Source organism: Nostoc sp. FACHB-888 (genome assembly GCF_014696655.1).
Lineage (GTDB): Bacteria > Cyanobacteriota > Cyanobacteriia > Cyanobacteriales > Nostocaceae > Nostoc.
The window spans coordinates 1-12,925 of the sequence record NZ_JACJQM010000127.1 but is presented as its reverse complement, the minus strand read 5'-3'; the positions used below and the strand labels follow the sequence as shown (position 1 = coordinate 12,925).

14 protein-coding genes and 1 pseudogene are annotated in these 12,925 nt (G+C 41.0%); 3 read left to right on the top strand and 12 right to left on the bottom strand.

What is annotated here, in order from left to right:
- Nucleotides 1–44: 44 nt before the first annotated feature.
- Together H6G26_RS32870 and H6G26_RS32865 are read right to left on the bottom strand one after the other, a co-directional pair.
- On the bottom strand, nt 45–248 hold the full coding sequence (locus tag H6G26_RS32870; RefSeq protein WP_190735063.1) for a hypothetical protein: 204 nt from the start codon (nt 246–248) through the stop codon (nt 45–47).
- 327 nt (nt 249–575) lie between these two features.
- Entirely contained in the window at nt 576–1,304 is a 729-nt protein-coding gene (locus H6G26_RS32865; protein ID WP_190735061.1) for a hypothetical protein, read from the bottom strand.
- 401 nt (nt 1,305–1,705) lie between these two features.
- Here H6G26_RS32865 and H6G26_RS32860 point away from each other — a divergent pair, with 401 nt between their 5' ends.
- Together H6G26_RS32860 and H6G26_RS32855 are read left to right on the top strand one after the other, a co-directional pair.
- Entirely contained in the window at nt 1,706–2,461 is a 756-nt protein-coding gene (locus tag H6G26_RS32860) for a ParA family protein (protein WP_190735058.1), read from the top strand.
- Nucleotides 2,458–3,525, top strand: coding sequence for a ParB/RepB/Spo0J family partition protein (locus H6G26_RS32855; RefSeq protein WP_190735056.1), 1,068 nt, complete (start codon nt 2,458–2,460; stop codon nt 3,523–3,525). Before H6G26_RS32860 ends, H6G26_RS32855 begins: the two co-directional genes overlap by 4 nt.
- A 151-nt stretch (nt 3,526–3,676) precedes the next feature.
- Here the strand turns inward: H6G26_RS32855 and H6G26_RS32845 are convergent, their stop codons facing one another.
- The 6 genes from H6G26_RS32845 to H6G26_RS32820 form a co-directional block, all read right to left on the bottom strand.
- A complete protein-coding gene (locus H6G26_RS32845) occupies nt 3,677–6,406 on the bottom strand; it encodes an IS66 family transposase (RefSeq protein ID WP_190735052.1) in 2,730 nt (909 codons plus the stop codon).
- 245 nt (nt 6,407–6,651) lie between these two features.
- Nucleotides 6,652–7,329, bottom strand: a complete 678-nt coding sequence (locus H6G26_RS32840; RefSeq protein WP_190735050.1) for a nucleotidyl transferase AbiEii/AbiGii toxin family protein — start codon at nt 7,327–7,329, stop codon at nt 6,652–6,654.
- Complete coding sequence (locus H6G26_RS32835; protein WP_190735048.1) at nt 7,326–7,835, bottom strand: hypothetical protein; 510 nt, start codon at nt 7,833–7,835, stop codon at nt 7,326–7,328. Before H6G26_RS32835 ends, H6G26_RS32840 begins: the two co-directional genes overlap by 4 nt.
- A 91-nt stretch (nt 7,836–7,926) precedes the next feature.
- Entirely contained in the window at nt 7,927–8,505 is a 579-nt protein-coding gene (locus tag H6G26_RS32830) for a tyrosine-type recombinase/integrase (RefSeq protein WP_190735046.1), read from the bottom strand.
- 230 nt (nt 8,506–8,735) lie between these two features.
- Nucleotides 8,736–9,221: a DUF3368 domain-containing protein gene (locus H6G26_RS32825; RefSeq protein WP_104902454.1), complete on the bottom strand. Its 486-nt coding sequence runs from the start codon at nt 9,219–9,221 to the stop codon at nt 8,736–8,738.
- Nucleotides 9,214–9,465: a UPF0175 family protein gene (locus tag H6G26_RS32820; RefSeq protein ID WP_181927059.1), complete on the bottom strand. Its 252-nt coding sequence runs from the start codon at nt 9,463–9,465 to the stop codon at nt 9,214–9,216. The genes H6G26_RS32825 and H6G26_RS32820 overlap by 8 nt, the downstream gene beginning before the upstream one ends.
- A 497-nt stretch (nt 9,466–9,962) precedes the next feature.
- On the opposite strand from H6G26_RS32820, the gene H6G26_RS32815 reads away from it, so the two are divergent.
- Nucleotides 9,963–10,574 (top strand): hypothetical protein, encoded by a 612-nt coding sequence (locus tag H6G26_RS32815; RefSeq protein WP_190735037.1) that lies wholly within the window; start codon nt 9,963–9,965, stop codon nt 10,572–10,574.
- Between the two features lie 63 nt (nt 10,575–10,637).
- On the opposite strand, the gene H6G26_RS32810 is transcribed toward H6G26_RS32815, so the two are convergent.
- The 4 genes and pseudogenes from H6G26_RS32810 to H6G26_RS32795 form a co-directional block, all read right to left on the bottom strand.
- Nucleotides 10,638–10,886, bottom strand: a complete 249-nt coding sequence (locus H6G26_RS32810; protein WP_190735035.1) for a hypothetical protein — start codon at nt 10,884–10,886, stop codon at nt 10,638–10,640.
- Between the two features lie 60 nt (nt 10,887–10,946).
- Complete coding sequence (locus H6G26_RS32805; RefSeq protein ID WP_190735033.1) at nt 10,947–11,831, bottom strand: hypothetical protein; 885 nt, start codon at nt 11,829–11,831, stop codon at nt 10,947–10,949.
- A 94-nt stretch (nt 11,832–11,925) separates the two neighbouring features.
- Nucleotides 11,926–12,366 (bottom strand): response regulator transcription factor, encoded by a 441-nt coding sequence (locus H6G26_RS32800; protein WP_190735030.1) that lies wholly within the window; start codon nt 12,364–12,366, stop codon nt 11,926–11,928.
- Between the two features lie 223 nt (nt 12,367–12,589).
- A pseudogene (locus tag H6G26_RS32795) lies at nt 12,590–12,925 on the bottom strand (hypothetical protein); the annotation flags it as partial.

Sequence of the window (12,925 nt, the reverse complement as noted above, 5' to 3'; positions counted from 1 at the left end):
AAGGCGGATAAATATAGAATTTTGTATTTTACTTAATTAAGTAACTAAGTTAAGTAATTTATTAAATAGGTATTCAAAGGCTGATGAGTACCTATTTGTTGAGGCATTTTATGACGGGTTCGTGCCTTAGCGCAGAGAAGAGCATATACTCTGTGGTTGATTTTGGCAGCCCCCATGAAGATCACATCTATGTAACGTTCAAATCCCAAAATTTCTGGGAATACTAAGTTTACGTTTTTACGTGACATAAATAGATACTTTACAACCCTGGATAAATTGCAATCTCGATATTGGCATTTATCCAGGGTTTTTTATATGCAATAGGTTTATTAGCGCAAAGTCTGTACTGTACTCTGAAGAAACAAGCCACCCTGATGTAAGAAAAACTCTTAAGCAACGGGTTAAAAGTAAAGGCTGTCAATCATTTGTAGTAAAGGTTTGGGATTGCCATTACTGCATAACTTCCTTTCTTGGTCGTGCCTGCGATCGCTTCTCCTTCAATGTCGGGAAATAGAGGGATAGACGACATTGGGGTAGAATCGGCTAATTGAGAGCAATATGTGTTGGGAATATGGCTACTCAATGATATACCCAGGCTCTAAGTATAAAGAATACTGTGAACCGTTGTAGCTGAGTGCTTTCCATTCAGGAACACCGTGAATATCTATATACAACGAGATAATTTGGTCATGTTCAGTAATAGGACGTAAATTGGCTGGACGAATCTCTTTTGAAAGTTTGTTAACTAACGAGACTAACTCTTTTGTCTGCTCCCTAAAATCGCCTTCAGATGAAGCAATCACCATATCTTTAGCCAGTGTGGGCGGGTTTAACAAATCACCCATTACTTGACTAGGTGCTTCAAACTGAAAAATCTTTGATGCTTCCCAGGCAGACAAAGGGGCTAAATTCTCAAACTTTGGGAAAGCAGCTAGTTGGCAAAGGTGACTTAAATAAATTTCCGGCTTAATACAAATAATTCCTCGCTTGACCAGGTAATCAGGGGGCAGATATTCATTCCCCATCGTCTCACCAGCCTGATCAATCCTTAAAAAGGCAGGCATAATCAGTACCACTGAATCGCTTTGTTTAATATCAACCCAATCTTTAGGTTTACATCCTACACAACCGCAGATTGTACAAATAATAAATTGCAGCGGAGTCTCTTCCCAATTTACAAGCTCAACTATATTTATCAGTTCAACCCCCTCAGCCCATAGCCCAGTTCCTGAAAAAGGCGGCTGATCAGTACCTGAAAAATCCATTTGTGCTTGTCTAATTGTGAGATAGGTTAGTTGCCACATTTAAAACCATCACCATCAGGAAAAATGTTTACCACAAAGGGCTTTGTTGATTCTGCGTTTTTGTTTTAGGGACATGAAAGACAGTACTGAGTAGTATAGCTAACATATACTGGTTCCCTCAAAATTAAGGTAGCTACTTAAAATATACATATTCACTTTGTTAATAAGTTTTTCAGGCACGACCGCATAATAGAGATACACAACACTGGCTCTCAAAACCATTGGTATCGCTCGATTAAAGCAAACAAAGTAAAAAAAATCAGCGTTCACTGTAATTAGAGATAAAACTTGGGATGAATTGTATATTGGTGGTGAGATTTACCCAAAACAAAAATAAACATTGCCAGTTGACATATCACCGTTATCTTAAATTGTAACGGGGCAGGTAAACCAACTCACTTATGAACCGAATCATCGCAGTTTTTAATCAGGCGGGAGGTGTTGCCAAAACCACCCTTACCCAAAACCTGGGCTACCAAATAGCGCAATTGGGTCATCGCGTCCTGCTCATCGACATAGACCCCCAAGCCAGCTTAACTATTTTTATGGGCTTGGTTCCAAGAGAGATAGAGCAAACCGTCAACAATGCCATTGTGGATGAACAACCCCTGCCAATACATGAGGGAATTCATGGTATGGATTTAGCCCCTGCCAACATCTCTCTTTCTACAGCAGAAATGCAATTGGTTAGTGCTTCCATGCGCGATTTTCGCCTGAAAGAAGCTATCGAACCAATTGAATCCGATTACGATTTTATCTTAATAGATTGCCCTCCCAGCTTAGGGCTACTTTCCTACATCTCCCTTGTAGCTGCCACTCATGTTCTCGTGCCTCTGGAAACCCATTTCAAAGCCTTTGAGGGAACAGGCGAACTCTTAAAAACGGTTGCTACAGTACGCAACAAACCAAACCGCAAATTGCAAATAGCCGGATTTGTACCCACAAAATACGATGCCCGTAACTCCCAAGACACTCGTACCCTAGCAGCCATCACCGAACAACTAGCGAACGCCGGAACTGTCTTTGCCCCGATTCCTCGCTCCACTGCTTTTGTTGATGCTTCAGAGGAACGAATGCCCCTTGCAGTTTACGATCCCAAGCATCCATCTGTCGCCATCTTGAAAAAAATAGCCGTTAGTTTAGAATCCTTAAAATGAGACGCACTACTAAAGCCAGCCAACCCCTTAAAAGCAAAATTGAAGTACCTTGGGACACCACAGGCGTAGCGAATGCTGGTTCTCCTCAATCCATGCCGTTAGACCAGATTGTTCTGCCGCCGAATCAACCGCGCCGTTACTTTGATTCTGAAGCATTAAAGCAGTTAACTGAATCCATCAAACAGCATGGCATTCTCCAACCCATTTTAGTACGCCCCCTTGATGGAGAGAAACACGAATTAGTCGCAGGAGAACGCCGCTATCGTGCTGCCTTAAGTATTGGGCTAAAAGTTGTCCCCGTCGTCATCAGAGAATTAGACGACAACGCAGCTTTTCAATTTGCACTTATAGAAAACTTGCTGCGGGAAGACCTGAATCCAGTTGAAGAAACTGAAGGTATCCTGCAACTGCTGTCTCTCAAACTAGGTCGAAGTGTTGAGGTGATACCCCCATTACTGTATCGTCTACAACGCCTACATCAAAAAGCATCTACAGTTACCCATAACGTTATGGGCGGAGTTGAAGCTGAGTCCACCAATAACGCTATCAGCGACGACGAAGGCGATATTGGCTTATCTACCCATAACGTTATGGGCGAAACCGAAACGGATGATTCAGCCCTTAATCATGAGCCTGCTGTAAACCAAGACCTCAAAATCGTTGAAACAGTGTTTGATGGCTTAGGGTTAATGACCTGGGAATCTTTCATCAAGAATCGCCTGCCCTTGTTAAACCTCCCAGAAGATATCCTTGATGCGCTAAGGGAAGGTTCACTTGAGTACACCAAAGCCAAAGCGATCGCCCAGATTCAGAAATTAGATGAGCGCGTTGCCTTTTTAGAACAAGCTATTGCTAACAACTGGTCTTTAAGTGAAATCAGACAGCGCATTAGTGAGAAGAAAACTTCAACTACTAACTCTCAAGCAGAGTCTAACAATTACAAAGAGCGCTTTACTGCTGCGACTACCAAACTAAGAAAGTCGCGTATTTGGTCAGACCCAAAGAAGCGCAAGCAAATAGAAAAACTACTTGCACAACTGGAGACGCTGACAAATGTTGAGTAAGCTCAGGTTGCCACGGCTCCCGTTTCTCTCGAAATTGACGCAAGTCACGGCTAAAAACGTTTTCTAAATCTGCCCCAGTGAGGTTTGTTCCCAATATATTCGCGTCTGTTAGATTTGCTTTCTCTTGATGCAGCAGGCAGGTTTGCATCTTTTAGCGTTTGCGCTTTCTAAGCTCAAACTGATCGAGATCCGTTTCTCCTGAAAAGAGGAACTTAAAAAAAGATTTATCTTGAAAGCGACAAGCTTGCCTGATACCAAGTAGCACTAAGTACCCGCTCATAACAGATGCATAAAAACTTCCTGATATTGCCCTCTGTTTAGTTACAGGTCTAATGGCTCTCTCAGCCGTGTTGTTGTGCCAAGCTATTCCATCTTGCTCAAGAAAAGTAAATAGACTCTCTCGATACCGTATAAACCGTTTTTGATATTTGACAGTTAGATCAGATTTGTAGTTTTTATCCGTTATCATTTTTTGGTAAAATTTCTCAACCTCTTTACTGAATTTGCTGAGATAGCGCTTTTTTAAGCCATACTTCTGTATAGTCTCCATAATAGGTATAATTAAATCCTTGACTGCTAAAACAAAGGTTTCCAACTCTTGGTTAAATGGATTTTCCCGGAGATCATCATTAAGATCATGGAGCAGGTGAACCCAACATTTTTGTTGTCTACACTGTACAGAGTCATAGCCTGGATAAAAATCTGAAATCAAGATACCTTTGTATTCAGCTAAGAACTCGTGTACGATATTTGCCTCTCTAGTCTCCGTTAGTTTTAAAAAAACATATTTCCCATCTGTAAATACCCAAACATATTGATTAATTCCCACAATGCTGATTTCTGTCTCATCAGCATGAATAAAAGGGCTTTTTAATAAGTGCTGTACTATTAATCTCTCAGTTTCAGCATAGTGTTGACCCATTTCCTTTATAAGTTCGGCAAGACGGCCACAGCTAATCTTCTCACCAAAATATGCTTCTGTTGATTGTGCAATTGCGTTATATGGTAAGCGCATGGCTATTCGTTGATAAATAACCCAAGCCTTAAAACCATTTCCATATAACTGACTCTTTGCATATTTACTTATATCTGGGGGTGATGAAATTTGCGAACACTTTATACAGTAACCTTGGGTTCCAACATATTGAACTAGAGTTTTCTTTATACCGTTTTTTGTTAATACCAAGTCGATAATTGTTCTTTTGGCTACTTTTTCTATTGGTCTAAGTGGTTCATGTCCGCACTTAGGACATACTTCTCCTCTTGAAACATGAACTACTTTTCTGACTTTATTTCTCGCTCTTTCACGTTTTTGGTTCGATTTGTGAGCAGCGCGTTTTTGTCTTTCCCTCTTGTCTTGATCCGATTCATGTTTTCTTAGATTATCTTGAAAACTGATTTTCTTTTGGTCATAATCAAAATGTGAAAATTTAATAATTGCTTCAAATTTGCTGTGAATATCTTGACTGGTTTCTGTAGAATTATGTTTGCGCTTATCAGCGAAATCAATCTCTGATAGTGTATCTGCCGAATGTTGGATTTTAGTAAGCTCATCAACCAACAACTTGAGAGCAAGACAATCTTCTTTGTTATAAATTAGCAGTGTAGACTTATATCGGTTATCTTGAGTTTTCTCCCAGTTGTATCTCCACACAATGCTTTGCAGTCCTGATGCATCAGGCGATGTCCAGGTAGCTCCAATGAAGTTTGAAACCTCCTTTAGTCGATTAGAGTAGACTGGAAAATATACCTTTCCGTAAATTATCTTGTTAATGTTAATTAACCGATTAATAAGAGTCTGACTATCAGTATTGTATCTTTTAATAAGTGCTTTTATCACGCGGATCTCATAACTACCATAGTGGTAAATGGGTGCATCAGGATACTGAGCGAGAAAAGTAAGGAACTCTCGCCACATTCCCCCCTCATCTTCGATACTATTTGCCCAGAAAGAGTGATATGAAACACTATTGCGCTCACAAACCAGCAATCCAATTAAGTAATGCAGGTTTTGATCGGGTAAACCTTCGATATCTAAATACAACTCAATTTCTTGTCGAGTAAGAATAGGTAATTCTTGAAGATAGATTTTACCTGTACGAATGGCAAGTGCTTGTAATTCAATGTTATGGGTTATTGCTGGAGGTTTTCTAGCTCGCTTGTTTCGCTTACGAGGTTTGAATAAATAGGAGAGTTGTTTAATAGTAAAAATACCTTTCTTTTCATAGTGACGAATTATTTTAGGAGTAACTCTATCCAGAAGACTTAAATTATCTTCACGAATTGCTTTTTCTTGACACTGAACTCGGAACTGACATACAGGACAGTGCTTATTTAAAATGACAGGTGGTTCCTCTAGAGAAGGTTGATTTAACCATTCCTGTAATGGTTCCAAAAGTGGAATAAGGGCTTTATAAGTTTCTCTTAGTTTGAACCGATGTGACTTCCCATCCAAATTGACAATACATCCCATCTCAGGTGGATTTCCCTGAATTTTTGTGAGTACATGACCAATGAACATTAAGACAAGTTTATCTTTACTAGTTAGAGTGTGTGTTCCTATGAAAATTGTCGGCTCATAATTCAGATTTTTAACTCTAGTCAATATTGGACAATTAGCCTGTAATTTATTGTCAGCAACCAGTTGGGCATCAATTAAAAATTCATGTCCATCTTTGACATTTGCAATACTGTAAGGGTATACATCAGAATGGTTATGTTTAAGAATTGCTAAAAATTTCTGCTGATTTATAAGTTCATTTTCTTTCAGCAATTGTTCATATTCATGTAGTTCACCTCGTTCTTTTGTACACATTAATAAATATGCTTTGCGAGAACATAAAGAATAGGCTACTAAAACTTCAGAATTTATTACGTTCATGGCTTGTTCACGAAGTATAAGTACTCAATTTTTGCTCCTGAACTATTTATAGTGTGGGGAACTCTATTAGTGAGATAGTAAGGAGATATTTTAATAAATAACAATATTTAGCAAGCCAGGGAGTGATATCTCCCTGGTTATCATGTTGCTTAAGCACCCTTCTTTCTGGATGTCGCTTAAATTCTATTTCCCGCCAAACAGTGAACGCCTTCGGTACGCTTACTTCACAGATTTTTTAGTTACGATTATTGAGCTAATCTTTCAATTCGAGATAAAAGCAACTGCTCGCGACCGGACTGTTTAGCTACAAATGAAAGCTGGGCGGGGGCAATTTCTCTAAGTAGATTTAGTTCAGACTTAAACCATCCCTTCACAAATGTTATTACTTCTGTGTCTGCCTGCTGAAAATTCTCTTCGAGATTTGGGCATCCGTCCAGCAGTAACACAATATCTTCCAAATCAGTACTCATGTATGGCTCGTGTTTTCCTCTATCGTTAAACGCCTCGATCTTTGATGCCAGGAGATAAGATACTGTAAAAATCGAAATATGCTGTCCACTTGGAAGTTCAAACAGAATTGATTTAGTAATTCCTGGTATGTACCAAGAATTGGAAAAACCAAGTACAGACGGGTTGGTCGGCATGATATCTATTATTAGGTCTTGATAAAGCCAGCGACAGATCACTCCGCTTTCTGTATCTTCTTCAAGCCCAATTCTACGAAGTTTATCTGAAAGCCGATGGTATTCAGCAGTAGAGGTAATTTCTACAACACAATCAACATCCTTTGTAGGGCGAGCATCAGCCGCAGAAACCTCATCAAGATAAAGCGATATTGTCGCACCACCTGTAAAGACTATGCGTTCACTTAAAGCTGACAGTAAGGAGCCAGCCTTTTCCAGCATTTGTATTTGCTGATTCATTGTACTGCTAGTCTTTGTTCAAGCTCTCGACTCGCAATACGTTGTTCTCGTACACGACCAACCCGGATTGCATCAACCAAACTAAGCAGCTGATATAGCTCTGAATCGCTTTTAGCAGCTTCTGGAACAGATTTATATAAAGGAGTAATAGTTTGTCCCTTAGTAGTTCCGTCTGGAGTTGACCATACGTAAGTATCAGCAGAATCGACGACAAGCAAGTCTTTTAAAGGTTCAGCGGAATGTGCAGTTGGGATTCCCCTGCTTAGAGGGCCAGGCTGCCCAGGAAATACGTATTTAAGCCCATGAATAAGAAATTCGAGCAAAGAGTTATTCCTGATTTTTCTAGAAGAAGAATCATACAAACCGCTGGCTGAACATCTTTTTAGTGCAGCGTGGACTTCAGATGGACTCATGTGCAGGCTATTGGCAAGCTTGCTGTAAGTCCACTCTGAATTACGTAAGTTGTGTACCTTAAGTAAAACAACAATATCTTGAGACTTTAACATGGCAACACTACTCCTATTCGCGAATAGCGAATCTAATTTCATTCTATATTCGCAAATCGCGAATATAGAATGAAATTTTGACTTTATTGGCTCACCAGTCCCAATCAAAAGACTCAAACCTTTTGGGGTTCTGAGCAGTGTAGCGGACTGTATGTTGAATATTTGTATGCCCCAGATACGCTTGAATATCCCTGGTTGGGCGTTGTTGGTCAGCCAAGTAATAGCCGCAACTGTGGCGCATCATGTGCGGATGTACCTTGATCGGCAGATTAGCAGCATTTCCTGCACGAGAAATAATCTTCTGAATCGCTGCCACTGTCAAAGATTTACCCCGCTCATTCACAAACACGTAGTAACTCCCCTGCTCTTTATACCGCTCCCTTAAAAGCTCCAGTGCTGAGATTTCATCACTTTGTAACGGATGATTGCCGCTCATACTACCCTTGAGACGGTTAATATAAATGATACGCCTTGAAAACATGATCGCGTCCCACTTGAGTCGGCAAGCTTCCCCTGCCCTCAACCCGTGGCGAAACATCAACAGTAACAGACAGTAATCGCGCTGTTTGTGCCTGCCCCTGTTCCCTGCTGCCTCAATTAGTACCTTCACCTCCTCTATGGTTAGATACTCCCGGCTCCTATACTCTTCATTCTTCTTTCTCTCCACCATTCCCCACCAACACCCGAACTGTCTGTAAAAGGGTTCTTTTATAGACAGTTTAACTCGCTACGATCCCCATTCTCTCGTTGACCATTACCCGACTGAACCGCAGCTTATCAATCACTCGGAATCAGCACAGCCTGAAAACCCTATGATTCCGTGTGAGTCATCATATCTGCTTATGATTGCAGCACGTTAACCATCATCAGGTATGATCCGCTTTAGGCTTGGAAGTCAATCTATTCCCCTACCAATGCTAATGCGTGATTGATCACGCGGTCAGATAAATACATTCCACACTGGCGCAATTGTTCTAAAACTGGACGTGCAGCCGGAATTACCCCTCGTTGTTTGGCGGTAATAACAATACCTAATGTCCCCCGTACCGGAATTCCCAAAGTGGCAGCACAGCGACGGGCTGCTAAATCATCCAGAATTACTTCCGTTCCAGGATTTACATAGCCCCAGGTTAGTACGGCTGACTCACCTAGACCCAAATCCCAGCTTTGAATAACGTTCGGGACAGGTGGTGTTTCTTGTACAACCAACCAATCAGTATTATTAAGCGCCACTGCTGTTACGTCTGCTGACCCATACGCCTGAATTTCTGCGGCTACAGCATTAGGAACAATAACCGATGAACTAATGACCTGTAATAAATCGAGAAACCCGCCTTTAGTCAAAAAAATTAGGGGTGATGTGTTGATAGCAGGCAGTTCAGCCACGGTTAAACTCGCTCTGCAAATCATCAAAATCAACAGCGAAGACATCCACTTGTTCACGGGCTAGGACGGCTAGAAAGTCTCGGCGGTTTAACCCAGCAACAGAGGCTGCTTTCTCCATCGAGATTTCCTGCTTCTGATACCAGTAGATAGCAGCAGCGAGGCGCATATCACGCACAAACTCTTCTGGAGAAAGGCGACGGGCGCTAAATACTTCTTCTGGCAGGTTAATCGTGACATTAGACATGATTTCTGTCCTAAATTGCTGCATTAATAATATCAACCATTTCTTTTTAAAAGCGATCGCTGCTAAGGCAGTGCGCCTGCTGCGCTACCACCAACCACCAAGTAGATAAAACCCGCTAGTTGTCTTGCTTTAGGCGAGAGTAACTTACTTGGGTAAGTTGCTTTAGTTTACTAATAATCTACAAGTATATTAAAGCAGGCAAATTATTTAAATAATTATCTGACTATGCCTTAATTGATTTTATGCTGGAAATTACTTAATTTATAATAGCTCCACAGTGCTTGCCTTATTCCATCTAGGTCAGACACCAATTATGGTTTAGACGTTTATAGTCAGACACTTTTTAATTTTAGTAACTTACTTTAGTTTTCTTAACCTTATGCAGTAAGCTGCCAACGTGTATTAGTAAATTACTATTAACACAACAGTATCTTACTTTAATTTGTTTTAAATTTAACGTAACTGACTTTAAATTACCAATACATAATAAGCAGTATATGGCTACTAAAGACTGGTTAGACAATCACGCTAAAGTTACGGCATACCTTCACTTCAGCCTCTACGCTAGTTTAGAGAAGTGGATGAAAACACACAAAATAAAGAAAGCGTCTCAAGCTCTCACAATTATACTTGAGCATTATTTAGAGGGCAATATCCCGATTGAAGTGATGCCAGAGAACCTTGAACAAGAGGTAAAGCAGCTTAAGGTTAAAGCCACCGAAATCGATGGTCTAGAGGCAGCCGTAGCCGAGCAACAAAGGGAGTTTAATGATGAGATTAACTCGCTTAGAACAGAAATCGACGGACTACGGCAAGCTCTAATAAACGCAGGGTTATCATCTCTCAGAGAGAGGGTAGAGGATATCCCCAGAGGCAAAATCAAATTCTCATATTCTGATCATGATGCTAAACAGGGGCTAACCAAGACTGACCTGTGTGAGCGGATAAATATCAACGGCAGTCAAATCAATCAATGGGCAACGATGCTTAACCTAGACCCTGATGAATACCTGTTTGAGTTGACTGGGTGGAAGAAGCCGCTCAATGCTCGGCGGTACTTTCCGGTGTTGGAGAACGACCAAAAGCAAGCTGCAAAAACTAGTCAGTAGTCCTGCTCAACAAGCGTCAGTCAACCTATCTTGTTTACGTGAATTCCTTTATATTAAGTCGCTTCAACTCAAGAGAAGTGAACCGTTGACCCTTGACTTTAAAGTTGGGCTGTATCTCAATAATAACTGCCGATGTTCTGACGGTGCGCTCTGGGCGTATTGCAGCAACGATTGGGCAAGGCTAGACTGTGGTGGGGCATTGATATCAGAGTTGATATCAGAGTTGGCACAAGTCAGGCGATGGCGTAACCGCCCGCCGTTGGCGATCGCCCTCGTTTCGACAAGGAATGAGCCAATACCCAACTCTCTCAACTTAGTCTCAGGTTGACGGGAATGTTGAAGGATTCTGAGTCGTAGAGTTACTCCAATGCTTCAAGCAATGACATTAGCAATTTTTTGGGCAACATCAGAATTGTCCCAATAACCAGTATGGGAATCGAAAATCAGAAATCCTGTCTCAACCGGGATGTCCACTAATATTTGATTGTTGTTTTCTGGATTTCGTTTAAACAGTTCTGCTAAAGGATAAGCAATTGCATCTTCACTATCCCAGAAGTTATACCAAGACCGACCTTGATCTCGGACTGGATTGTAGAGTTTAGTAAATGGCTCTCCTTCCATCCATAGCGATCCTTTACGCATCATAAACAAGCCGATAGGAGACCCCATTGTGAAGAAGTGGCGGAATTGTTTTCTCAAAAGCTTGATTTCTTCAGGCTTTATCGTTATCGCCTCTAAGTTGCTGTCTTCAGGTCTAGCAACGGGGTCAGGCTTTGGAATAAATGAAAAATCATCCTCATCTTTAGGATAAAACAAGTGGAATAGATAATCGAAAGCAATCACCGAGCCGAGAGAATGGGCAATGATACTGTAGGTTGCGCCCTGCTCCAATGGATCATGGAGGTCTTTCCAGATTTGTGTCCAAACGGTGCGACGAATAAAATTTACGTCTTCAGACACGTAGGCAACTACATCTCCCATCAAGAAGCTGATGAAGCCACGGATGCCGCGCATAGGGTTAAGGGGTTGGTTTTGTAGCTGAGGAAATGATGCATTAAACATAGTATGGGCTGCCCTCTGAAGCGGATCTACGTGCCAGTTTGTACAGATTCGACCAAACTGGCCTTCAAACTCATCAATGCTTTTTCCCGATTTTTTGATTAACCGCTCCCACAGGTCATCGTAGCTGGAATTGGGATTTTGATCGGGCTGACGCTCACCCATACCATGTATGAAAATCAAATAGTGCTTTCTCATAACTACTCTTCAGAAATACCATTCAACAATTGGAATTAGAGACCATTGTGTAACATTCAATCATCCAGCGTCCTGCTAAGGTCTTTTTCCCTAGTTAATGTTTACAATTGCCTGTAATACTAGACTTAATATCAACCATCTCTTTTATGGTCAAATTAGGGTCTAAGAAAGATTCATTGAAGTAAGCTCTTTTTATCGCTAAGTAAACTACTTCAATCTCAGTGGTTTTGAGCAGATATGAATCAGCGCCATAACTGAAAGCAAAGTTAACTATTTTTTCATCAGTTTGATTAGTAAGAATTACCACTTTGCTATTAGTTTGATTTTTGATTAAGCGAGTAAGTTCTAAGCCACTCATATCCGGTAAGAGCAAATCGATTACAACCACATCAGGCTTAGTTTCTTCAACCAACTTAAAACCTATCTCTCCACAAGTGGCGGAAGCGCTTACTTCTATATCTGGAGACTGTTCAATAGCAGTCTTGATACCTAAGAGCGTAAATGGTTCTCTTTCAATAATTACAATTTTCAGCATTGTTTTGATAATTCTGTAATAAAGTTTGGGTAATTGTTGGCTGATTGATTATTGGTGTCTAGCAGACAGTCACTCTTACCTTGGTGTCTAAAGAATGTCTAGCTCCTGTCTGAATACTGTCTATGCTGTATAAGGGTTTCAGCGTTTACTGTCTGTGCTGTCTGCTGTCCGATGTCCGCCAAAAAGGGGGTTTTTGGGAGCAGACACTCTTCCATGAAAGCGGTTAAATTTGATTGAGCCGGATAACACCCTCGCCTATCCAGTCAGCCTTACCTGCCCCCACAATTTCGTACATCCAGCCCTTGATTTGCTCAACAGTGAATCTTTCACCAGTCACTTTAAAGTTGCCCTGAAACTCTCTTACATCAGCTTCAATGCGCTCAGTTCTGATGAGATATTCATACAGCTTTTGCGCCATTGGTGATAATTTCTTCGGTTTATCTTGGGTGTGACCTGCCTTGTTACCAAGATTGAATTCCAGTTCATAAATCCGCTCTAAAGTAGCTTTATCGATGGTTGGCGGTTCATTAACTGTTCTAGATTCATCAAGCCGAAAATC

What these genes read in the sequence shown, in the direction of transcription:
- H6G26_RS32870 (WP_190735063.1), bottom strand. Translation starts at nt 248, where the DNA reads ATGTCACGTAAAAACGTAAACTTAGTATTCCCAGAAATTTTGGGATTT.
- H6G26_RS32865 (WP_190735061.1), bottom strand. Translation starts at nt 1,304, where the DNA reads ATGTGGCAACTAACCTATCTCACAATTAGACAAGCACAAATGGATTTT.
- H6G26_RS32860 (WP_190735058.1), top strand. Translation starts at nt 1,706, where the DNA reads ATGAACCGAATCATCGCAGTTTTTAATCAGGCGGGAGGTGTTGCCAAA.
- H6G26_RS32855 (WP_190735056.1), top strand. Translation starts at nt 2,458, where the DNA reads ATGAGACGCACTACTAAAGCCAGCCAACCCCTTAAAAGCAAAATTGAA.
- H6G26_RS32845 (WP_190735052.1), bottom strand. Translation starts at nt 6,406, where the DNA reads ATGAACGTAATAAATTCTGAAGTTTTAGTAGCCTATTCTTTATGTTCT.
- H6G26_RS32840 (WP_190735050.1), bottom strand. Translation starts at nt 7,329, where the DNA reads ATGAATCAGCAAATACAAATGCTGGAAAAGGCTGGCTCCTTACTGTCA.
- H6G26_RS32835 (WP_190735048.1), bottom strand. Translation starts at nt 7,835, where the DNA reads ATGTTAAAGTCTCAAGATATTGTTGTTTTACTTAAGGTACACAACTTA.
- H6G26_RS32830 (WP_190735046.1), bottom strand. Translation starts at nt 8,505, where the DNA reads ATGGTGGAGAGAAAGAAGAATGAAGAGTATAGGAGCCGGGAGTATCTA.
- H6G26_RS32820 (WP_181927059.1), bottom strand. Translation starts at nt 9,465, where the DNA reads ATGTCTAATGTCACGATTAACCTGCCAGAAGAAGTATTTAGCGCCCGT.
- H6G26_RS32815 (WP_190735037.1), top strand. Translation starts at nt 9,963, where the DNA reads ATGGCTACTAAAGACTGGTTAGACAATCACGCTAAAGTTACGGCATAC.
- H6G26_RS32805 (WP_190735033.1), bottom strand. Translation starts at nt 11,831, where the DNA reads ATGAGAAAGCACTATTTGATTTTCATACATGGTATGGGTGAGCGTCAG.
- H6G26_RS32800 (WP_190735030.1), bottom strand. Translation starts at nt 12,366, where the DNA reads ATGCTGAAAATTGTAATTATTGAAAGAGAACCATTTACGCTCTTAGGT.